15 protein-coding genes are annotated in these 21,557 nt (G+C 68.8%); 13 read left to right on the top strand and 2 right to left on the bottom strand.

The window, feature by feature from the left end; all coding sequences use genetic code 11:
• Positions 1-408: a TssQ family T6SS-associated lipoprotein gene (locus EJP69_RS21860; RefSeq protein WP_093307504.1), complete on the bottom strand. Its 408-nt coding sequence runs from the start codon at positions 406-408 to the stop codon at positions 1-3.
• A 129-nt stretch (positions 409-537) separates the two neighbouring features.
• Here EJP69_RS21860 and tssJ point away from each other — a divergent pair, with 129 nt between their 5' ends.
• From tssJ to EJP69_RS21825, 7 genes are all read left to right on the top strand, one after another.
• Positions 538-1,056 carry a type VI secretion system lipoprotein TssJ gene (gene tssJ / locus EJP69_RS21855; protein WP_093206787.1) on the top strand — a complete coding sequence of 173 codons (519 nt, stop codon included), beginning with the start codon at positions 538-540 and terminating at the stop codon, positions 1,054-1,056.
• 256 nt (positions 1,057-1,312) lie between these two features.
• A complete protein-coding gene (gene tssK / locus EJP69_RS21850) occupies positions 1,313-2,608 on the top strand; it encodes a type VI secretion system baseplate subunit TssK (protein WP_240652263.1) in 1,296 nt (431 codons plus the stop codon).
• An 8-nt stretch (positions 2,609-2,616) separates the two neighbouring features.
• Positions 2,617-4,029 carry a DotU family type VI secretion system protein gene (locus EJP69_RS21845; protein ID WP_093307505.1) on the top strand — a complete coding sequence of 471 codons (1,413 nt, stop codon included), beginning with the start codon at positions 2,617-2,619 and terminating at the stop codon, positions 4,027-4,029.
• Positions 4,029-7,691 (top strand): type VI secretion system membrane subunit TssM, encoded by a 3,663-nt coding sequence (tssM, locus tag EJP69_RS21840; protein WP_093307506.1) that lies wholly within the window; start codon positions 4,029-4,031, stop codon positions 7,689-7,691. Before EJP69_RS21845 ends, tssM begins: the two co-directional genes overlap by 1 nt.
• A gap of 1 nt (position 7,692) precedes the next feature.
• Positions 7,693-8,406, top strand: coding sequence for a type VI secretion system-associated protein TagF (tagF, locus tag EJP69_RS21835; protein ID WP_093206791.1), 714 nt, complete (start codon positions 7,693-7,695; stop codon positions 8,404-8,406).
• Positions 8,407-8,488: 82 nt separating this feature from the next.
• Complete coding sequence (locus EJP69_RS21830; protein WP_126472478.1) at positions 8,489-10,537, top strand: serine/threonine protein kinase; 2,049 nt, start codon at positions 8,489-8,491, stop codon at positions 10,535-10,537.
• Between the two features lie 169 nt (positions 10,538-10,706).
• Positions 10,707-13,307 (top strand): hypothetical protein, encoded by a 2,601-nt coding sequence (locus EJP69_RS21825; RefSeq protein WP_126472477.1) that lies wholly within the window; start codon positions 10,707-10,709, stop codon positions 13,305-13,307.
• Positions 13,308-13,393: 86 nt separating this feature from the next.
• On the opposite strand, the gene EJP69_RS21820 is transcribed toward EJP69_RS21825, so the two are convergent.
• On the bottom strand, positions 13,394-14,938 hold the full coding sequence (locus EJP69_RS21820) for a YifB family Mg chelatase-like AAA ATPase (protein ID WP_126472476.1): 1,545 nt from the start codon (positions 14,936-14,938) through the stop codon (positions 13,394-13,396).
• A gap of 214 nt (positions 14,939-15,152) precedes the next feature.
• Here EJP69_RS21820 and EJP69_RS21815 point away from each other — a divergent pair, with 214 nt between their 5' ends.
• From EJP69_RS21815 to EJP69_RS21790, 6 genes are all read left to right on the top strand, one after another.
• Entirely contained in the window at positions 15,153-16,031 is an 879-nt protein-coding gene (locus EJP69_RS21815; RefSeq protein ID WP_093301248.1) for a TorF family putative porin, read from the top strand.
• A gap of 67 nt (positions 16,032-16,098) precedes the next feature.
• Positions 16,099-16,437, top strand: a complete 339-nt coding sequence (glnK, locus tag EJP69_RS21810) for a P-II family nitrogen regulator (protein WP_093206796.1) — start codon at positions 16,099-16,101, stop codon at positions 16,435-16,437.
• 29 nt (positions 16,438-16,466) lie between these two features.
• Entirely contained in the window at positions 16,467-17,903 is a 1,437-nt protein-coding gene (locus tag EJP69_RS21805) for an ammonium transporter (RefSeq protein ID WP_126472475.1), read from the top strand.
• Positions 17,904-18,093: 190 nt separating this feature from the next.
• Positions 18,094-19,026: an SMP-30/gluconolactonase/LRE family protein gene (locus tag EJP69_RS21800; RefSeq protein WP_126472474.1), complete on the top strand. Its 933-nt coding sequence runs from the start codon at positions 18,094-18,096 to the stop codon at positions 19,024-19,026.
• Between the two features lie 20 nt (positions 19,027-19,046).
• On the top strand, positions 19,047-19,931 hold the full coding sequence (locus tag EJP69_RS21795) for a LysR substrate-binding domain-containing protein (RefSeq protein ID WP_126472473.1): 885 nt from the start codon (positions 19,047-19,049) through the stop codon (positions 19,929-19,931).
• Between the two features lie 123 nt (positions 19,932-20,054).
• Positions 20,055-21,557, top strand: coding sequence for an FAD-linked oxidase C-terminal domain-containing protein (locus tag EJP69_RS21790; protein WP_093206800.1), 1,503 nt, complete (start codon positions 20,055-20,057; stop codon positions 21,555-21,557).

The following is a 21,557-nucleotide window of genomic DNA, read 5'->3' as shown; positions in this document are numbered from 1 at the left end:
TCAGCGCTTCATTCGCTTGGCGGCCTCGAACGCGGGGCCCCATACCGGGTGCTTGCGCTCCGCCACGTTGAGTTCGAAGGTCGGGAACGCATCGAGGATCTTGCGGAACTGCAGGCGGCACTCGGCGATCTGGTTGGCCACGCAGTAGCTGAAGGCCTCGAGCTTCATCGCGTCGAGGCGCGTGGAAGGCTCCGCGGCTTCGAACACCGAGACGCCGCCGCTCTTGAGCGTGCTGAGGGCCTTGGCATAGTCGCCTTCGTCATAAGCTTGCTGCGCCTTCTCGAGCGTGGTGCGCGCCACTTGCTGGCTCAGTCGTTCGGGTTGCGGCGCGGGCTCCGGCGGCGGAGTGGTCGTGCAACCCGCGACCACGATAAGAGCGAACGCCAGAGCAGGCAGACATGACTTCAATCTTCTCTCCTACCTTGCAAAAGGCAATGCTTGAGATAGTGTGCCGCTGTGTTGCGACATGCACGCGATGCGCCATCGTAAGGGCGCATGACTTCGATAATATAAGCCGCGAACCCTCGGGAGATTCCAATGCATCGACGAAGCTTGCTACAAGGCGCACTTGCAACCACACCGTTGTTTGCGGGCCTCATCAGTGGATGCGCATCGACGGCCAAGTCCATGCCCACTCCCTATGCCGTCACCATCAGGATCGACGACGGCGTCAATCCCGACGGACGAGGACAGGCCGCGCCCATCCTCGTCAAGGTCTTCGAATTGAAATCTTCCGGTAACTTCGAGACGGCAGACTACTTTGCACTACAAGACCGTGACCGTGAAACGCTGAGCACCGAACTGGTCAATGCCGACCAGGCCATCATGCGCAGCGGAGAAGAGCGCGTGTTCAAGCGCGAGGCCGGTCTCGATTCGCGCGCCATCGGCATCATCGCCGGCTATCGCAAGCTGGAAGCCGCTCGCTGGCGCATCGTGCTGCCGCTGAAGGAGCCCAAGCAAACCAACCTGTACAAGGTGTGGCAGTTCTCGCCGAGCGAGCAGGCCGTGCATGTCGCTGTGCGCAAGACTGGCATAGAGCTGCTACCAAGTCGTTAACTTTGGACCGAAGGTACTGATTCGCTAGTACCAAAGTGCGAGAAATTCATAAGCGAAATGCGGTGCAAAACGTAAGACGCGACGTGTAGCATCGAGAACAAAACAAGTGGACCGGGAGGCCGCACATAAGCGCATCTCCCGCTCCGGCGTGAGCACTCCCCAGGAGGTCTTTTTGGTGACAGTTCGCAATCCGGGCGCCGCAAAGAACGGCGCCCATCCGCAGGCATTGGCGAATCGCGTTGTGTGGTCCGAGGGCATGTACTTGCGACCGCAGCACTTCCAGCAAATGGAACGCTATGTCGAGCAGTACGTGACCCGGCGCACCGCAGGCCTGCAAGGCGCCTACTGGGGCTGGCTGCACCTGGACATCGACCGCGATGCCTACGCGCTGGGCCGCGTATCGCTGCTCGGTGGCGCGGGCGTGATGCCCGACGGCACACCCTTCTCGTTCGGCGCGGAAGACGCGCCGCTTCCTTATGAAGTGCCGAACGACCTCACCGACGAACTCATAGTTCTGGCGCTGCCGTTACGCAGGCCTGGCAGCGAGGAAGTCATCTTCTCCGAAGACGAAGGCTCCGCCGCGCGCTTCGGCGTGATCGAGCGCGAAGTGAACGACGGCAACGCCGTCGCGCTCGGCCCCGCCGTGCTGCAGCTTGCCGCGCCTCGCCTGCGGCTTGCGCGCGCTTCTTCGCTCACTGCCGAATGGCAGGCCATCGGCGCGGTGCGCGTGATCGAGCGGCGCACCGATCACAAGCTGGTGGTCGACGCCAACTACATCCCGCCCGTGCTCGATGCCTCCGCGCACGCCATGCTGCGCAGCATGATCGCGGAGCTGCACGGCCTGCTCACGCAGCGCTCCGAGGCATTGGCCTCGCGGCTGTCGCAACCGGGCCGCGGCGGCGTGAGCGAAGTCTCCGACTTCCTTCTGCTCGAACTGGTCAACCGTTATCTCGCGCTCACGTGGCATGCGCAGCAGGCGGTGCAGGTGCACCCCGAGGAACTCTTCGTCGACTGGCTCAAGCTGGCCTGCCACCTGGCCACGCACACATCGCCCACCCGCCGTCCGGTGCTGTGGCCGGTGTACGACCACGACAACCTCAACGAATGCATCCGTCCGCTGCTCGAAGAGCTGCGGCGCTCGCTGTCGGCGGTGCTCGAGCAGAGCGCGATCGCCATCGAGCTGGAAGAGCGCAGCCACGGCGTGCGCGTGGGCCGCATGCCCGACCCGGTGCTGGTGCGCAACGCGGGCTTCGTGCTCGCGGTGCATGCCGACCTGCCGGCCGACGCGATCCAGCAGCGCTTCCCCACGCAGGTGAAGATCGGCTCGGTCGAGCGCATCCGCGACCTCGTGCAGCTGCAACTGCCGGGCGTGGTGGTGCGTCCGCTGCCGGTCGCGCCGCGGCAGATTCCGTACAACGCGGGCTATCACTACTTCGAACTGGACAAGAGCGGCGACATGTGGCGCCAGCTCGAAAAATCGGGCGGCGTGGCAATGCACCTGGCCGGTGACTTTCCCGGTCTGGCCATGGAGTTCTGGGCCATCCGTCCGTGAGGGACTCTATGAACGGTGTCAACGACATGGCCGTCGGCCCGGGAGGCTTCGTGCCTCCGAACCCGGGCGGCGGCAACGCCAGCGGCGACGCGGGCGGCATGCAGCATGCGTCGCGCGGCGGGGCGATGGGCGGCGGCCTGGGTGCGCAGCCCGAGTCCTTCACTGCATGGCATGACGCGCGGCGCCCGCATGCGGGCGACACGGCGCTCGCGGGCAACAACCCGCTGGTGGCGGCGGCCAATCCGCTGCTCGACCTGATCCCGCAGATCCGCGCCACCGGCCACCATCCCGCACCGTCGCAGCTGCGCGAGCACCTCGTCGACGAGGTGCGCCGCTTCGAGACGCGCGCGCAGCAGGCGGGCATCTCGCCAGAAGTCATCATCGGCGCGCGCTACTGCCTGTGCACCGCGGTCGACGAGGCCGCGGCGCTCACGCCGTGGGGCGGCAGCATCTGGTCGTCGCAGAGCCTGCTGGTGATGTTCCATAACGAGACATGGGGCGGAGAGAAGTTCTTCCAGCTCCTGTCGCGCCTGGTGCAGAACCCGCAGCAGCACCTGCACCTGATCGAGCTCATCTACTTCTGCCTGGCGATGGGCTTCGAAGGGCGCTTCCGCGTCATCGACAACGGCCGCACGCAGCTCGAGACGCTCAAGCAGCGGCTGCTGCAGATCATCCGGCAGGCGCGCGGCGAGATTCCCGTGCCGCTCTCGCCGCACTGGCAGGACGGCAGCGCGCCGGTGCGCCGCGCGCGCAACTGGCTGCCCGTGTGGGCGGTGGGCGCGGTGGCCGCGGTGCTGCTGGTGGCCGTGTTCGCGTTCCTCACCTTCAATCTCGCGGGCCACTCCGACGGAGCCTTCGCGGCCGTCAACGCGGTGCGTCTGCCGCAGGCGGAGCGCGCCGTCGTCATGCCTGCGCCTGTGCCGCGGCTTCAGCGCTTCCTCGAGCCCGAGATCCGCGAAGGCCTGCTGACCGTGCGCGACGAGGCAGACCGCAGTGTCGTGGTGCTGCGCGGCGACGGCCTGTTCGCCTCGGGGTCCGACCGCGTGCTCGACCGCTACGCACCGGTGCTGGTGCGCGTGGCCGACGCACTCAATTCAGTCGAAGGCAACGTGCTGGTCAGCGGCTTCAGCGACGACCAACCCATCCGCAGCGTGCGCTTTCCCTCCAACTGGCAACTCTCGCAGGCCCGCGCCGACGCGGTGAAGAAGATGATCGCCACGCGCATCGCGCGACCCGAACGCCTGCGCGCCGAAGGCCGCGGCGATGCCGACCCTCTCGTGCCCAACGATTCCGCCGCCAACCGCGCGCGCAACCGCCGCGTCGAGGTGACGCTGCTGGTGGCGCCGGGAGCCGGCGCGCCCGTGGCTTCCGCTCCGCTCGTCGCTCCTGCTCCCGCACGGCAGCCCGGAGGCAACCGCTGATGCTGCGCGCCATCTTCCGTTTTCTCATCAGCCGCGACCTCTGGGTCTTCCTCGGCCTCGTCGCGCTTGCCTTCCTGATCTGGGTCATCGGCCCGGCCATCGCGGTGGGCCGCTATCGCCCGCTCGAGGACGAGATCGTTCGCATCGTGGTCATCGTGCTGATGTTCACGATCTGGATCGTGCGCGTCATCTACCGCAAGTGGCGCGAACGCCGGCTCAACGCGCAGCTGCTCAACCAGCTGCGCACGCCCTCCAAGCAGGAAAAGGAGGCACGGCCCGAGGACGCACCCGAGATCAAGGAGCTGCAGAGCGGCTTCGCCGACGCCACCAACATCCTGAAGAACATGCGCTTCGGCGCGGATGCCGACGGCAAGCCCGCGAGCCGCTTCTCGCTGTTCGACCGGCAGTACCTGTACCAGCTGCCCTGGTACATCTTCATCGGCGCGCCGGGCTCGGGCAAGACCACTGCGCTGGTCAACTCCGACCTCGATTTCCCGCTGGCCGACCAGCTCGGCAAGGCGGCGGTGCGCGGCATCGGCGGCACGCGCAATTGCGACTGGTGGTTCACCAACGAGGCGGTGCTGATCGACACGGCCGGCCGCTACACCACGCACGAGAGCAACCGCGAGACCGACGAGGGCGAGTGGAAGGGCTTCATCGATCTGCTGAAGAAGTTCCGCCCGCGCCAGCCGATCAACGGGGCGATCCTCACCATCAGCATCGCAGACCTGCCGCTGGCCGACGACGCCCAGCGCGCGCGCCACGCGATGGCGCTGCGCAAGCGGCTGCTGGAGTTGCGCAACGACCTGGGCATCGACTTCCCGGTGTACGTGCTGGTCACCAAGACCGACCTGCTGGCCGGCTTCAACGAATACTTCGGCTCGTTGGGCCGCACCGAGCGGCAGCAGGTGTGGGGCTTCACCTTCCCGATCCAGGGCAACCCGGCGAACAAGAAGGCCGGCAAGGGTGCGGCTGCACCCGTGGGCGGCGACCTGCGCGAGCGCTTCCACCAGGAATACAAGCTGCTGCACCAGCGCCTGGACGAACGCCTGCCCGAGCTGCTGGCGGCTGAGTCCGATCCGATGCGCCGCGCGCAGGCCTACCTGCTGCCGCAGCAGTTCGCGAGCTTCGAGGACATCCTCGGCACCTTCCTGGCCGACGTTTTCAATCCCTCGAAGTTCGAGGCCGCCTCGATGCTGCGCGGCGTGTACTTCACCAGCGGCACGCAGGAGGGCACGGCCTTCGACCGCGTGATGGGCGCCATCAAGCGCTACCTGCAGGTCAATGCGCCGCCGGCGCCGCCGCCGGGTCCGGGCAAGAGCTACTTCCTGAAGGAGCTGCTGCAGCAGGTGATCTTCCGCGACGCGGGCGTGGCCGGCACCAACCTGCGCTGGTACCGCCGCAAGCGGGCCATCGACATCGCGGGCTACAGCGTGATCGGCGTTCTGCTGGTGCTGTTCCTCGGCGCCTGCGTGAACAGCTGGCGCAACAACAAGGACTACGTGGCCGAGGTCGACACCAACGCCAAGGCCTTCAACAAGGCCGCCGCGCGCGGCGAGCTGCCCACGGTGGTCGACACCAGCGGCGACATCGCCAGTTCGCTGCTCGTCCTCGACAAGCTGCGCGACCTGCCGAAGTCCAGCCATTTCGACATCGGCGATCCGCCCACCTCCTACCGCTTCGGCCTCTACCAGGGCGAGAAGCTGCAGGCGGCGACCGACGGCGTGTACCAGCGCGCGCTCGAGACGGTGCTGCTGCCGCAGGCCGCGCAGCGCGTGGAGCAGTCGCTTCGCGAGGCCGCGAAGAACGACGCCGAATACAGCTACGAGGCGCTCAAGGCCTACCTCATGCTGTACGACGCCGAGCGCTACGACGCCGACTTCCTGCAGGCCTGGCTGCTCACCGACGTCGATCGCAAGATCGGCGCCTCGCTCACGCGCGAGCAGCGCGCCAACCTCGAGTCGCACCTGAAGGCGCTGTTCGCCGGCCGCGTGGTGGCCTCGCCCTTCGCCAAGGACGACAGGCTCATCACGCAGACGCGCGAGCGCCTGGCCGGCGTGCCGCTGGCGCAGCGCTCCTACGCGCGGCTGCGCCGCATCCTGCTGCAGACCAGCCAGCCCAATGCCTTCACCATCGCCGAGGCGGGCGGCGCCGAGTCGGCGCTGGTCATCCGCCGCGCGAGCGGCAAGCCGCTGACCGACGGCATTCCCACGCTCTTCACCTACCGCGGCTACTGGGACATCTTCGACAAGCGCATGGCCGAGACCGCGCTGTCGCTCGAGCAGGAAGACCGCTGGGTGCTGCAGATCCGCGCGCCCGGCATCGCCGACATCACCTCGCGCGAGCTGCTGCTGCGCGAGGTGCGCAGGCTCTACCTCACCGACTACATCAAGGTGTGGGATGACTACCTCGTCGACATCCGCCTGGCCGACAGCCGCTCGCTGCTGCAGAGCATCCAGATGACGCGCGTGCTCTCCACCGCCGAGTCTCCGATGTCGCGCATCATCCGCGGCGCCGCACGCGAGACCGACCTGCTGCGCAACCACGACGAGGCCGCGCGCAGCCTGCTCGACCAGGCGCAGAACCGCGTGCAGAGCACGCGCGAGCGCATCGAGCAGCTCATCGGCCAGCCCGACGGCAGCCAGCGCCGCAATACGCGGGTGGACCGCCCCGAGTCGCTGGTGGACAACCACTTCGAGCCGCTGCGCCGCATGGTCACCGCGCCCAAGCAGGGCGGCCAAGCGCCCATCGACGCGACGGCCGCGCTCATCAACGAGCTCTACAACTTCCTCACCGCCACCGACACCGCGCTGCGCAGCGGCAACATCCCGCCTACCAGCGATTCGGTCACCAAGGTGCAGGCCGAGGCGGGGCGCCTGCCGGTGCCGTTCCAGGGCATGCTGAACGACCTGTCGACCACCGCCTCGTCGAAGGCGGCGGCGGTGACGCGGCAGAACATCGGGCAGAGCGCGGCGGCGAGCATCGGCTCGTTCTGCAACCAGGCGATCTCCGGGCGCTATCCGTTCACGCGCGGATCGAACCGCGACGTGGCCTCGGGCGACTTCGCGCAGCTGTTCGCGCCGGGCGGGATGATGGACGACTTCTTCCAGAAGAACCTCGTCACGCAGGTCGACACCTCGGTCAATCCGTGGACCTTCAAGCGCGGCGTGGACGGCAGCGCCACCGGCCGTTCGGCCTACCTCGATTCGTTCCAGAAGGCGCAGGCCATCCGCGACGTGTTCTTCTCGGGCATGGCGGGCGGGCGCACGCCGTCGTTCACCATCGACATCCGTCCCGAGGACATGGACGCGGCCCTCACGCAGTTCACGCTCGACGTCGACGGCCAGACGGTGCGCTACGCGCACGGCCCGCAGGCGCCCAGCACCATCAAGTGGCCGGGTCCGCGCAACAGCAACCAGGTGCGCCTGCAGGTGACCACCGCCAACGGCACGCCGGCCGGCGGCATCGTGACCGAAGGCCCGTGGGCGCTGCACCGGCTGTTCGACAAGGCTTCCATCTCCGCGGGCAGCTCGCCCGAGTCGTTCAACGCCAGCTTCGACCTGCAGGGCAAGAAGGTGGTGCTCGCGGTCACGGCCAACAGCGTCTACAACCCGCTGCGCCTGTCGCAGATGAACAGCTTCTCGTGCCCCGGGAAATCCTGAAATGAACAGCAGCATTCCCCCGCAGGCCTGGGTGCCCGTCGACGAGCAGATCGGCTGGTACGGCAAGCTGCCGGCCGCCGGCGACTTCCTCTACCGTCGCATGCCGCGCGAGCTGCAGGCCTGGTGGGACCGCTGGATGCAGAACGGCCTGGGCAGCTTCAAGCGCTGGCCCGACGCGATGACGCGGCACTACGCGGTGGCGCCTGTGTGGAACTTCGCGATTCCCGCCACGCAGGGCGTCGATGCCGTGCAGTTCGGCTGCATCGCGCCCAGTTGCGACCGCGTGGGTCGCTACTACCCCGTGTGCATCACGCTGCAGGTGGCCGCGCGCAACTACCGCCCCTCGGTGCTCGAGGGCTCGGCCGCGTGGTACTGGCAGTGCGGCACCGCGATGCTGCAGGCCATCCGCCACGGCGTGGCGCCCGACCAGTTCGACAGCCAGGTGCTGGCCGCGGGCCGTGCCGGCTTCCAGACCGCCAGCGGCGGCTCGGACGACATCCTTTCGATCCTCGGACCTACGGCCGGAGGCGCCAGCGCCAAGCAGCAACTGGGCTGGCCGGAGCTTCCACTGTGCTTCGACCCCTTCGGCAGCACCAGCTACTGGTGGACCAACCAGGCCGACGGATCGCCGTTGCGCACCGCCGCCCATGGCGGCGGGCTCAACACACCGCTGTTTTCCAAGTTGTTTTCGCAAGGGCATGTGCCATGGGCATGAACAAGAAGAGCCAGGCCGGCCACAGGGTCCGGGGGGGCCGTGTGGGTCATGGAGGCGACCGTCCCGCAGGAGGAAAAGAAGCATGACGACGCAAGGCATCGGAAGCCCGCCCGCCGACGCGCAGGAGGAGCGCCCGCATCCGCTGGGCGTGAACCACCGGCTCGACGAATTCGAGCTGCTCGAGGTGATCGGCGAGGGCGGCTTCGGCATCGTCTACCGCGCCTACGACCACTCGCTGCAGCGCGAGGTGGCCATCAAGGAATACATGCCCTCGATGCTCGCGCGCCGCGTGGGCGACAACAGCGTGCACGTGCGTTCCGAGCGGCTCACGGCCACCTTCCAGGCGGGCCTGCGCAGCTTCATCAACGAGGCGCGCACGCTCGCGCAGTTCAGCCACCCGGCACTGGTGCGGGTGCATCGCTTCTGGGAGGCGAACTCCACCGCCTACATGGCGATCCAGCTCTACAAGGGCCGCACGCTGCGCCGCCTGGCGGAAGACGAGCCCGGCAGGATCACCGAGCAATGGCTGCTGGGCATGCTGGGGCCGCTGCTCGGCGCGCTCGAGACGCTGCACCGCAGCCAGTGCTTCCACCGCGACATCGCGCCCGACAACATCTTCATCCAGCAGGACGACCTGCCGGTGCTGCTCGACTTCGGCGCGGCGCGCAAGTCGATCGCCGACCTCGTCGACGAGGTGGCGGTGATGGTGAAGTCGGGCTATTCGCCCATCGAACAGTACGCCGACGACAACACGCTGCTGCAGGGCGCATGGACCGACCTGTACGCGCTGGGCGCGGTGCTGTACCGCGCGGTCACCGGCCATCCGCCGCCCTCGGCCGTGGTGCGCAGCGTGCAGGACGCGTACGTGCCGCTGTCGTCCATGGGCCGCGACGACCTGAGCCCGGCCTTCTGCGCCGCCATCGACCACACGCTGGCCGTGCACAGCAAGGACCGCACGCAGACCGTGGCCGCCTTCGCCGCCGAGCTGGGGCTGGTGAAGCTGGGCGACATCTACGTGAGCGGCATGGGCGTGCCGACGGTGATCATTCCCGCCGCGCCCGTGTCGGCCACGCCGCCGCCTCCGCAGCTGACGCCGCAGCAGTTTTCGCCGGTGTCCGCGCCGGCACCGCTGGAGCCGGTGCCTGTGGCCATGCCCGAACCCGTGCGCGCGCCGGCGCCCGCACCCGCGCCGCGTGCCGCGCAGGAAGAGCAAGGGCAGGGCAGTCGCGCCAAGCCCCAGGCACAGCCGCAGTCCCACAAGGCCGCGCCCGCGCAGAAGACCAAGCTCAAGCGCCCGCCATGGGGCATGGTGGGCGTGCTGCTGATTGCGCTGGTCGCGGTCGGGGCCTGGATCGGCCTGCGCCTGACATCGGGCATGCAGCCGCAGGAGCCTTCCAAGACCGCGATGGTGCCGGTGCCGCCTCCGGCCGAGCCGATGTCGACCAACACCGCGCCGCCGGCGGCGATGCCCCCGACACCACCCGCCACCGACGGCGTGCCGCCCGCCGTGGCGGGCGGTGCCGCACAGCCGCCTGCCGCGGCCGCCAGCGCGCCCGCCACCGCCACGGGGCCGCTGGCGCCGCTGGAGGCCGTTCCGGTGAATCCGCCGGCCACGCCCGCGACGCCGGCCACCCCTGCCACGCCGCCCGAGTCCGCCCTTGCCACCGCCGAGGCGGAAGACTGGAACCTCGCGCAGAGCGAGAACACGCGCGAAGGCTACGAGGCCTACCTGCGCCGCTACCGTCGCGGGCTGCATGCGCGCGAGGCGCGGGCCGCGATCGCGGAGATCAACCGGGTCTCGCCGCCCTCGGTGCCCGTCGCGCCCGGAACGCAGCCGCCCGGCACCACGACCGTGGCGGGCGCGACGCCGGGCACTCCCGGCGCCACGACGCCTCCTGCCACGCCCACGGCGTCGCCCGGCATGGGCCGCATCATGTTCAACGTCCGGCCCTGGGGCCAGGTGTTCGTCGACGGTGCCGATCGTGGCGTGAGCCCGCCGCTGAAGTCGCTGTCGCTGCGCCCCGGCATCTACAACATCGAGGTGCGCAACGGCGACCTCGAGGTGTACCGGCAGCGCGTGACGGTGCAGGACAGCAAGTCGGCGCCCGTGGTCAGCCACGAGTTCAAGTAAGCCTCGTAGGCCTTCGGCCGTAGTTCGCCTCCTGCTTTTGCGGGATGGCGCAATGCCATGCAGTGCCCGAAGAATGAGCCTCCCGTTCGCGTGAGGCTCTTCTGCATGTCTCCCGCGGATGTCCGCCACCACTGCCGCCAGCCGGCAACCGGTACGCAGGAGCCGCAGCATGAGCGAAGCCACATCCGAATCGCAGCCCGACGCGCAGCGCCCTCCCGAGCGCGTGGCGGTGATCGCCATCCACGGCGTCGCGGACCAGAAATCCGGCGACACCGCGCGCGCCATCGCCTCGCTGATGGTCAATGCAGGCAGCGCGCAGGTGCGCTACAGCCAGGGCGATTGCGACAGCTTCATCATGGCCGTGCCGCCGCTGAAGGCGATGGCGGGCAACCGTTCGGCGAAGCCGCTGCCCCGGGGCTCGGTCCGGAAGGTGCAGCCGTCCAGCCAGGCGCCTGACTCGCTGGGCAAGGCCTTCGAGCAGTCGACCCGGTCGGATTTCCAGCGCGAGGAATGGGTCGTCGGGGGCAGCGCGCCGTCGGCGCCCGTGGTCGTGCCCGGCGGCGGCGCACCCGCGCCGGCGGGAACCCGGTCGCCCACGCCGAGGAACATGATCGAGGCCGACGCGGGCATCGCCTTCAGCGACTACCTGCTCTCGAAGTGGAAGGGCGCGGACAACGACACCTACGAGGCCACCCGCATCCGGATGACCCGCACCGCATCCGGCGTGGGCGAAGCACCGCAGCAGCATCGGCAACAGCAGGTGGACGTGCACGAGATGTACTGGGCCGACCTGTCGCGCCTGTCCGGTGCGCTGCCGCGCATCGTCACCGAGCTCTTCACGGTGGTTTTCCGCCTGTCGCTGCTGGGGCGCGACGCGGTGGATCGCGCCAGCGCCGACGCCGGCCGGCGGCAGCCCGACAGGCAGCCGCCCCGGCGCTGGCACTGGCTGACCAACCTGCAGAGAGGCCTGGACTGGGCCTTCTCGAACCTGCTGGCCAACCTGTTCTCGCAGCTGCTGCTGATCGGGCTGCTGGTCGTCGCGTGGGGCGTGGCCGAGCCGCACACGGCCGTGCTGCGCACCGTGCTGGCCGTGGCGGTGCCGACGCTCGCGGCCTGGTGGTACTGCTACCGCCATGCCGCGCGGCCCTCCAGCCGGCTCGCGGCCGCCGTCTTCGCGGCCCTTGCGGCCGTGCTGCTGCACGCCGTGCCGGCGCATTGGGTGGTGGGCCTGGGCTGCCTGGCGTTGCTCGCGCTGCTGTTCGACTACGTGCTGCGCGTGGCGGCCGCCCGCTTTCCAGCGATGCGCGCGGTGGGGCTCGTCTTCCTGGCGGTCACGGCGCTGGCGTTGCTGGGCCACGTGGTCGCGGAAGTGCTCGCCTCCGGCGGACGGGCCGACCTGCACAGCTGGGTGCGCGGCGGGCTGCGCGCATTCGAGTACATGCTGTTCGGCATCGTGGTCTGGTGGGCCGCCGCTGTGGTCCCGTTCCTGCTCTGGTTCGTCTTCGGGCAGATGGCGGCGCGCGACGGCGCCGCCGCGCACGGCAGCGTGGCGACCGGGCGGCTCGGGCTGATGGTGTCGATGGCTTCGTTCGTGGCGCTGTCGATGGCCATCTGGGCCCTGCTCACCACGCTGGTGGAGTTCGGCGCCGCGGGCACCTCCTACTGCCCGCTCATCTTCGACGTCGGCACGGGCTGCTTCCCCAAGGGCTCGACATTCCTGCACCTGCGCTACCTCCGCAGCACGGAGACCTTCGTGCTCGCCGCCGGCCTGACGCTGGCGCTGCTGCTGTACATGATCGTGGTGCTGGTGCCCAGCGTGCTCGCGGAAATCAGGAACGGGCTGGGCACGGCGCAGAACCTCGGTCGCTGGCTCAGCGGCGGTTATCGGCGCCTGGAGGCCGTCGTCACCGGGCTGGCGGCGATGAGCGTGATCGTCGCCGCCGTCGTCGGCGTGATCCTGCTGCTGGCGCGCTGCGGCATCCTGCCGAAGGACCTGGTCGGCGGAGAGATCTTCGAATGGTTCGGGCCGGTTTCGGAGCTCGTGCTCAAGCCGCTGGTGCTCAGCGCGGCCACCGCGGCGGCCGCGCTCTCGGCCTTCGGCGGCGTGCTCTCGCGCTACGTGCCGTGGCTGCGGCTGCCGCTCGACGTGGTGCTCGACGTCGACAACCATTTCCGCGAGTTCCCGCGCCACGCCATTCCGCGAGCGCGCATCTTCTCGCGCTACGTGGCGCTGCTCGAGCACATCGCGGCGCAGAAGTACGACCGCATCGTGATCGTGGCCCACAGCCAGGGCACGGTGATCTCCGCGGAACTGCTGCGCTACCTGCAGCACCGCGCCCAATGGCAGGCCGACGCGGGCGTCGACGACCGCGTCACGCGGCTGTGGCCGCAGCTGCAGGGAAGGATCCATCTGTTGACGGCGGGCTGCCCGCTGCGCCAGTTGTACGCCCAGCGCTTCCCGCTTCTCTATGCGTGGGTGGGCAGGACCACGGCGCCGGGCAGCAGCGGCCCGCTGGCCTCCGATGTCGGCGTGAACCGCTGGGTCAACCTGTACACCACCGGCGACTACGTGGGGCGCTGGCTGTGGTGCGATCCGCCGCCGGCGATCGACACCGTGGGCGGCCACGCGACGCTGTGGAATCCGGCCCCGGCCTTCGCGCCGATGACCGGGCCCGAGCGCGACGTGTGCGTGGGCATCGGCGCGCACACGCACTACTTCGAGCAGGGCGGGACCTATGCGGCGCGCTGGATAGACGCTCTCGTGAGCTGATGACGACGGCAGCACGAGCCGCGGCTTTCCTCGCGCCTTGCACGCCTCCTGCACAAGCGACAACGGTCGTCCCGGCGTCCCGTCGCTCAGGCCGCGCCGCGCAACGCCCTGCGGTACTGCACCGCCTCCGCCAGATGCCCGACCTGTACCGCTTCCGACGAATCCAGGTCGGCGATGGTGCGCGCCACCTTCAGCGCCCGGTGCGTGCTGCGCGCGGACCAGCCGAGCTTGGCCGCCGCGTTGAACATGAACCCGCGTGCCGCGTCGTCCAGCGTCGCGTGACGATCGATGGCCGCGCCGTGCAGCGACTGGTTCGCATGGCCCTGGCGCCGCATCGCTCGTTCGCGCGCGGCGACGACGCGCTCGCGGATGCTGTCGGTCGACTCGCCCGCAGGTGAGTCGAGCAGCAACTGGGCCGACACCGGAGGCACTTCGATGTGCAGGTCGATGCGGTCCAGCAGCGGGCCGCTGAGCTTGCCCTGGTAGCGCGAGACCTGCTCCGGCGTGCAGCGGCAGGGCCTCGATGACGAGCCCAGGTAGCCGCAGGGGCAGGGGTTCATGGCTGCGACGAGCTGGAAGCGCGCCGGGAACTCGGCGCGCCGCGCGGCGCGGGCGATGGTGATCGTGCCCGTCTCCAGCGGCTCGCGCAGTGCTTCCAGCGCGGAGCGGGCGAACTCGGGGAATTCGTCGAGGAAGAGAACGCCGTGGTGCGCGCGCGAGATTTCCCCGGGGCGGGGCGGGGAGCCCCCGCCGACCAGCGCCACGGCGCTCGCCGTGTGGTGCGGAGAGCAGGTCGGCCTACTCATCCATCTTTCCGTCGCGAAGCGCCCGCCGAGGCTTGCAACCGCCGCGCTCTCCAGTGCTTCGTCGATGCGCATCGCGGGCAGCAGCCCCGCGAAGCGCTGGGCGAGCATCGACTTGCCCGAGCCGGGTTCGCCCACCATCAGCAGGCTGTGGCCGCCCGCCGCCGCGATCTCGAGCACGCGCTTGACGCCCGTATGCCCTTTCACTTCGGACAGGTCGGCGTATCGGGGCACGGCCGTGTCGGGCTCGGCCTGGATGCGCGCCCAACCGTCGTCCGGGCCGTCGGGCAACCGGGAAGCGGCATCGTCGCCCGCCACGAACTGGCGCACCACGTCCAGCAGGTGCCTGGCCCCATACACCTCGCCGCCCGGTACCAGCGCGGCTTCCTGCGCACTTTCAAGGGGCAGCACCAGCCGCGTCGCGACGCCGCGCGTGTGCAGCGCCAGCGCCATGGCCAGGGCACCGCGAACGGGCCTGAGCTCGCCGGATAGAGACAGCTCCCCGGCGAACTCGTGGCCGGCGAGCCGGGCGTTGTCTATCTGTCCGCTGGCCGCGAGGATGCCCAGCGCGATGGGCAGGTCGAAGCGCCCGGAGTCCTTGGGCAGGTCGGCCGGCGCCAGGTTCACGGTGATGCGCTTGTTGTTGGGGAACTCCAGCCCCGCGTTCTGCAGCGCCGAGCGGACCCGCTCGCGCGCCTCCTTGACCTCGGTTTCGACCAGCCCGACCAGCGTGAAGCTGGGCAAACCGTTCGCAAGATGCACCTCTACCGTGACACTGGCCGCTTCAAGACCCAGCAAGGCGCGGCTCTGCACCAAAGACAGTCCCATTTCTCTCCCTCTCCCCAAGATGGTGCACCTGTTGTGGGCATTCCCGCGGTGGTGCGGCGCACCGTTCATCTGCAACCACTCGCAACAGGGGTTGTAACGATTTGGCGCTCACCCGCAGCGTGGACGCGGTCGCAAGGGCAGGGATTCGTGCACTTTGGCACGCTCCCTGCTTTGAGCCCTCCGGTCCAACAACACACTTGCGAGGAGTTCCCTGATGACGCACCGTACCGCCGCCCAGGCGCTGATCGTTCTGGCCACCGCATTGACCGCGTCCGGCGCGGCCCTGGCGCAGACTGCAACGACCGACGCCGCAGCAGCGCCTGCGGCAGCTCCCGCTCCGAACCTGACCGGCAATGTGTCGATCACCACGAACTACAAGTTCCGTGGCCAGGACCAGGACATGATCGGCAAGAACGACTACGCCAAGACCAAGGGCTTCAAGCCCGCCATCCAGGGCGGACTGGACTACGCCTTCGGCGACAGCGGCTTCTACGTGGGCAACTGGAACTCCAGCGTCAACTGGCTCAAGGGCAACAGCATCGAGATGGACGTGTACGGCGGCTACAAGTTCAAGGCCGGCCCGCTGGACATGGACGTCGGTGCGCTCACCTACATTTACCCGGGCAACTCCGCCGGCAACACCACCGAGCTGTACGTCGCGGGCACCTACGCCAACGAGACCCTCGGCTCGTTCACCGCCAAGTACTCGCACACCGTGTCGAAGGACTACTTCGGCTACGCCGGCAACAAGGCCGGCTCGGGCCTGAAGGGCACCAACACCGGCTACCTGAACCTGTCGTACAGCAAGGAGATCGTGCCCAAGGTCACGCTGAAGGCGGCTGTCGGCTACACGAACATGTCCAGCGACATCCGCAGCCTGGGCTACAAGAGCTACGTCGACTACAACATCGGCGCGAGCTACGACTTCGGCAACGGCCTGTCGCTGACCGGCTCGATCCAGGGCGCCAACAAGAAGAACTCGTACCTCGCGGTGAGCAACCCGGGCGTCGACTACGGCTTCGGCACCTTCGGCACGACCTACTACTCGCCGAACAAGGCACGCTTCATCGTCACGCTGACGAAGACTCTGTAATCCGCACTACAACGAGGCGCGGCCCAAGCTGCCGCGCCACTTCATTTCCATCCGAAGGAGAAAACTCATGAAGCTGGTCACAGCCATCATCAAACCGTTCAAGCTCGACGAGGTGCGCGAAGCACTGTCGGCCATCGGCGTGCAGGGGATCACCGTCACCGAGGTGAAGGGCTTCGGCCGCCAGAAGGGCCACACCGAGCTCTACCGCGGCGCGGAGTACGTGGTCGACTTCCTGCCCAAGGTCAAGATCGAGGCGGCCGTCTCCGACGACCTCGTCGATCGCGTGATCGAAGCGGTCGAGAGCGCCGCACGCACCGGCAAGATCGGCGACGGCAAGATCTTCGTCTACAACCTCGAACAGGTCGTTCGCATCCGCACCGGCGAAACGGGCCGCGAAGCCCTCTGATCGAGTCCTGGCCCGAAAGAACAACGACTATGAAAAAACTGCTTGTCTCTCTTGCGCTCGGCTTGAGCGTGCTGGCCGCCGGTACCACCGGCTTCGCGCAAACCCCCGCCGCGGCAACGCCCGAGGCTCCGGCCGCGTCGGCACCGGCTGCCGCCGCGCCCGCTCCGGCTGCTGCGCCCGCGGCAGCGGCACCGGCTGCCGCCGAGGCTGCTCCCGCCGCCGCACCCGCGGCCCCCGCTCCGAAGATCGATTCCGGCGACACCGCCTGGATGCTGACTTCGACCCTTCTCGTGATCCTGATGACCATCCCCGGCCTCGCGCTGTTCTATGGCGGCCTGGGCCGCTCGAAGAACATGCTGTCGGTGCTGATGCAGGTCTTCGTGATCTTCTCGCTGATCAGCATCCTGTGGGCCGTCTACGGCTACAGCCTGGCCTTCTCGGGTGACGGCAACTTCTTCGGAGGATTCGACAAGATCTTCATGAAGGGCATCACGCAGGAGACCTTCGGCGCGCTGACCACGATTCCCGAATACGTGTTCGTCGCCTTCCAGGGCACCTTCGCGGCCATCACCGTGGCGCTGATCGTCGGCGCCTTCGCGGAACGCGTCAAGTTCTCGGCCGTGCTGCTGTTCTCGGTGCTGTGGTTCACCTTCAGCTACGTGCCGATCGCCCACATCGTGTGGGGCGGCGGCCTGCTGGGCAAGGACGGCGCGCTCGACTTCGCCGGCGGCACCGTGGTGCACATCAACGCCGGTGTGGCCGGACTGGTCGGCGCCTACATGGTCGGCAAGCGCGTCGGCTACGGCAAGGAAGCCTTCACGCCTCACTCGCTCACGCTCACCATGGTCGGCGCATCGCTGCTGTGGGTCGGCTGGTTCGGCTTCAACGCCGGCTCCGCTGGTGCAGCCAACGCCGTCGCCGGCCTGGCCTTCGTGAACACGGTGCTCGCCACCGCCGCCGCGGCCCTGTCGTGGATCCTGGGCGAGAGCCTGCACAAGGGCAAGGCCTCGATGCTGGGTGCCGCATCCGGTGCAGTCGCCGGCCTGGTGGCCGTCACGCCCGCCGCCGGCTTCGTCGGCCCGATGGGTTCGATCGTGCTGGGCCTGCTGGCCGGCCTGGTCTGCCTGTGGGGCGTGGGTGGCCTCAAGCGCATGCTCGGCGCAGACGACGCGTTCGACGTGTTCGGCGTGCACGGCGTGGGCGGCATCCTGGGTGCCATCCTGACCGGCGTGTTCGCTGCCAAGGGCCTCGGCGGCACCGGCGGCGCGACCCCCGACACCTTCGCGATGGGCGCACAGGTCTGGATCCAGATCAAGAGCGTGCTGCTCACGATCGTGTGGTCCGGCGTGGTTGCCTTCATCGCCTACAAGATCGCCGACCTGACCCTCGGCCTGCGTGTGTCGGAAGAAGAAGAGCGCGAAGGCCTCGACATCTCCTCCCACGGCGAAACGGCTTACAACCGCTGATCTGCCTTGGCGGGCCTGCCTTCGGGCAGCCCGCCATCGAATGAATGACCACCACCATTTACAAGAAGAATTCTCCGTAACGAGTTTTTCAAGCGAGGTCTCCTTTGGATGTTCAGCCCGCGAGCGCTCCGGCGCCAGCGGGCTTTTTTTTGCCCATCGCCGCGATGGCCGGGAGCACAATCGCGACACCATGTGGACCTCCATCGAAGACAGCCTCTGCGAGCTCGGCGAATCGCCGTTCTGGCATCCCGAAGAACGATCGCTCTATTGGCTCGACATTCCAGGCCGTGCCGTGCTGCGCACACGCGGCGAGATCGGATCGCCGGGAGCGAAGGTCGAGCGCTGGCCCCTGCCGACCGAACCCGGCTGCATGGCGCCCGCGCGCAGCGGCGGCCTCGTGATCGCGCTGCGCGACGGCATCTACCGCGCGCGCGAATGGGGCGGCGAGCTGGTCGCCATGGCGCGCGTGGAGCACGACGTGCGCACCATGCGCTTCAACGACGGCAAGTGCGACCCGCTTGGCCGCTTCTGGGGCGGTTCGCTCAACGAGGCGAAAGACCGCGCCAATGCCGCGCTCTACTGCTTCGACGCGCGCCCCGACACCGATGTCTCGCCCACGCTCTCGCAGATGGCCAACGAGTCCACCACGGCCAACGGCCTCGCCTTCTCGCCCGACGCCTGCACCCTCTACTGGGCCGATACCGCGGCGCACGTGGTGTGCGCGTGGGACTGGGACGCCGAGGCCAACTCGCTCTCGCACGCCCGCGTGTTCCACCAGTTCGAGGCCAAGCCCGAAGGCTGGAGCGTCGACGCGCCGCTGGGCTACCAGGGCCGCCCCGACGGCGCCACCGTCGACGCGCAGGGCCACTACTGGGTTGCCATGTTCGAGGGCGCGCAGCTGCTGCGCTTCGCGCCCTCGGGCGAGATCGTGGCCTCGGTGCCCGTGCCCGTGCAGTGCCCGACCATGCCCTGCTTCGGCGGCGACGACCTGAAGACGCTGTTCGTCACCAGCGGCCGCAAGGGCAGGCCCGCCGCCGAGATCGCGCAGCGGCCCGCCTCGGGCACGGTGATCTCGATGCGGGTCGATACGCCCGGCCTGCCCGTCAACTTCTTCGCGGACTGAGATCGGACCTTCGGGCGCGCATGGCCCTGCAGCATATTCCGCCGATCCAGTGCCTGCTGACCTTCGAGGCAGTGGCCCGTCTGCGCCACGCGGGGCGCGCGGCCGACGAACTGTGCGTCACGCCCAGCGCCGTGAGCCACCGCATCCGGCAACTCGAATCGCATGTCGGCTTCAAGCTCTTCGGCCGCGGCGACTTCAGCCTCACTGCCGACGGCGCGGCCTATCTCGCGAACGTGCGCACGGGGCTCGCCGCGCTGCAGGCGACACCGCTCGGCGGCAGCGCGGCGCAGCGCGCCACGCGCCTGCGTATCGCGGTCACGCCCACCTTCAGCCGGCAGTTCCTCATGCCGAGGCTGGAGCTGTTCCGCAACATCTACCCCGACATCGAGCTCGTGCTGCAGGTGTCGATACCGCTGCTCGACGTGACGGCCGAGCAGGCCGACCTGGAGGTGCGCTACGGCCCCGGCGGCTATGCCGACTGCGAGCACCGGCTGCTGATCGAGGAACAGGTGGTGCCCGCCTGCAGCCCGAGCTACCTCAACGAGTTCGGCCCCTTCACCGGTTTCCGAAGCGCGGCCGAGATCGCCGCCGCGAGGCTGATCCGCAGCCCGCTCGAGCCCTGGGGCACCTGGTTCGCGAGCTGCGGCATCGACCAGCCCGAGCCCGCCATCGGCTCGCAGTTCAACGACCTGGGGCTCATGTACGACGCGGCCGCCAGCGGCTTCGGCGTGGCGCTGGTGCGGCAGAAGCTGGGCGCGGAGTGGTTCGAGTCGGGGCGACTGGTGGCGCTGTCCGACCAGGCCGTGCCTTCGCCGCACCGGCACTACATCTGCTGGCAGCCCGGCACGCTGGAGCGCTGGGAGTGCGCGGCCTTCGCCGACTGGCTGGGGCAGAGCCTGCGCTGAACCGCATCCGCGAAGTTCTTTCAAGCACCCGGCAAAAATCCATCAACCCGGGGCGGGCGGAATGTCCGTAGAGTGCGGTAAACACGAGACATCCCGCGAGCAAAAAAGAAAAGAGGTCGCCGCATGAACGCGCCGCTGACTCCCACGCAACACGATTCGCTACAGAAAACGGAGCGCCAGTCGCAGATAGTGCGCGCGCTGCAGGCGCACCTGCCGGCCCACGCGCTGATCTGGCACGACGAGGACACCACCCCCTACGAGTGCGACGGCCTCACCGCCTACCGCGCCCGCCCGCTGGTGGTGGCCCTGCCCGAGACCGAGGCGCAGGTGGCCGCCGTGCTCAAGACCTGCCACCAGCTCGGCGTGCCCGTGGTGGCGCGCGGCGCGGGCACCGGGCTCTCGGGCGGCGCCATGCCGCACACCATGGGCGTGACGATGTCGCTCGCCAAGTTCAACCGCATCCTGAAGATCGATCCGGTGAGCCGCACGGCCGTGGTGCAGTGCGGCGTGCGCAACCTCGCCATCAGCGAGGCTGCGGCGCCCTTCAACCTCTACTACGCGCCCGACCCGTCGAGCCAGATCGCCTGCACCATCGGCGGCAACGTGGCCGAGAACTCGGGCGGCGTGCACTGCCTGAAGTACGGCCTCACGCTGCACAACGTGATGCGGGTGCGCGGGTTCACGGCGGAAGGCGAGCCCATCGAGTTCGGCGGCGAGGCACTCGACGCGCCGGGGCTCGACCTGCTCGCGCTGGTCATCGGCAGCGAAGGCATGCTGGCCGTGACCACCGAGGTCACCGTCAAGCTGGTGCCCAAGCCGCAGCTCGCGCGCTGCATCATGGCCAGCTTCGACGACGTGCGGAAGGCCGGCGACGCGGTGGCCGCGGTGATCGCGGCCGGCATCATCCCGGCGGGGCTGGAGATGATGGACAAGCCCATGACCGCCGCGGTCGAAGACTTCGTGCGCGCGGGCTACGACCTCGACGCCGCCGCCATCCTGCTGTGCGAATCCGACGGCACGCCCGAGGAGGTGGAAGAGGAGATCGGCCGCATGACCGACGTGCTGCGCTCCTCCGGCGCCACCGCCATCGCGGTGAGCAGCAGCGAGGAGGAGCGCATGAAGTTCTGGAGCGGGCGCAAGAACGCCTTTCCCGCCTCGGGCCGCATCAGCCCCGACTACATGTGCCTCGACTCCACCATCCCGCGCAAGCGGCTGGCCGACATCCTGCTGGCCATCCAGGAGATGGAGAAGAAATACGACCTGCGCTGCTGCAACGTGTTCCACGCGGGCGACGGCAACCTGCATCCGCTGGTGCTGTTCGACGCCAACGACCCCGACGAGCTGCATCGCTGCGAGCTCTTCGGCGCCGACATCCTCGAGACCAGCGTCGCCATGGGCGGCACCGTCTCGGGCGAGCACGGCGTGGGCGTGGAGAAGCTCAACAGCATGTGCGTGCAGTTCACAGCCGCCGAGAACGAGCAGATGTTCGGCGTGAAGCGCGCCTTCGATCCCGAGGGCATGCTCAACCCCGGCAAGGTGATTCCCACGCTGCAGCGCTGCGCCGAGTACGGCAAGCAGGTGGTGCGCGGCGGCAGGCTGCCGCATCCGGATCTGCCGAGGTTCTGA

The organism is Variovorax gossypii (genome assembly GCF_003965815.1).
Classification (GTDB): Bacteria; Pseudomonadota; Gammaproteobacteria; order Burkholderiales; family Burkholderiaceae_C; genus Variovorax; species Variovorax gossypii.
Note: the sequence above shows the minus strand (reverse complement) of the source record. Positions and strands in the feature narration are given on the sequence as shown.

What these genes read in the sequence shown, in the direction of transcription:
- tssJ (WP_093206787.1), top strand. Translation starts at nt 538, where the DNA reads ATGCATCGACGAAGCTTGCTACAAGGCGCACTTGCAACCACACCGTTG.
- tssK (WP_240652263.1), top strand. Translation starts at nt 1,313, where the DNA reads ATGTACTTGCGACCGCAGCACTTCCAGCAAATGGAACGCTATGTCGAG.
- EJP69_RS21845 (WP_093307505.1), top strand. Translation starts at nt 2,617, where the DNA reads ATGAACGGTGTCAACGACATGGCCGTCGGCCCGGGAGGCTTCGTGCCT.
- tssM (WP_093307506.1), top strand. Translation starts at nt 4,029, where the DNA reads ATGCTGCGCGCCATCTTCCGTTTTCTCATCAGCCGCGACCTCTGGGTC.
- tagF (WP_093206791.1), top strand. Translation starts at nt 7,693, where the DNA reads ATGAACAGCAGCATTCCCCCGCAGGCCTGGGTGCCCGTCGACGAGCAG.
- EJP69_RS21830 (WP_126472478.1), top strand. Translation starts at nt 8,489, where the DNA reads ATGACGACGCAAGGCATCGGAAGCCCGCCCGCCGACGCGCAGGAGGAG.
- EJP69_RS21825 (WP_126472477.1), top strand. Translation starts at nt 10,707, where the DNA reads ATGAGCGAAGCCACATCCGAATCGCAGCCCGACGCGCAGCGCCCTCCC.
- EJP69_RS21820 (WP_126472476.1), bottom strand. Translation starts at nt 14,938, where the DNA reads ATGGGACTGTCTTTGGTGCAGAGCCGCGCCTTGCTGGGTCTTGAAGCG.
- EJP69_RS21815 (WP_093301248.1), top strand. Translation starts at nt 15,153, where the DNA reads ATGACGCACCGTACCGCCGCCCAGGCGCTGATCGTTCTGGCCACCGCA.
- glnK (WP_093206796.1), top strand. Translation starts at nt 16,099, where the DNA reads ATGAAGCTGGTCACAGCCATCATCAAACCGTTCAAGCTCGACGAGGTG.
- EJP69_RS21805 (WP_126472475.1), top strand. Translation starts at nt 16,467, where the DNA reads ATGAAAAAACTGCTTGTCTCTCTTGCGCTCGGCTTGAGCGTGCTGGCC.
- EJP69_RS21800 (WP_126472474.1), top strand. Translation starts at nt 18,094, where the DNA reads ATGTGGACCTCCATCGAAGACAGCCTCTGCGAGCTCGGCGAATCGCCG.
- EJP69_RS21795 (WP_126472473.1), top strand. Translation starts at nt 19,047, where the DNA reads ATGGCCCTGCAGCATATTCCGCCGATCCAGTGCCTGCTGACCTTCGAG.
- EJP69_RS21790 (WP_093206800.1), top strand. Translation starts at nt 20,055, where the DNA reads ATGAACGCGCCGCTGACTCCCACGCAACACGATTCGCTACAGAAAACG.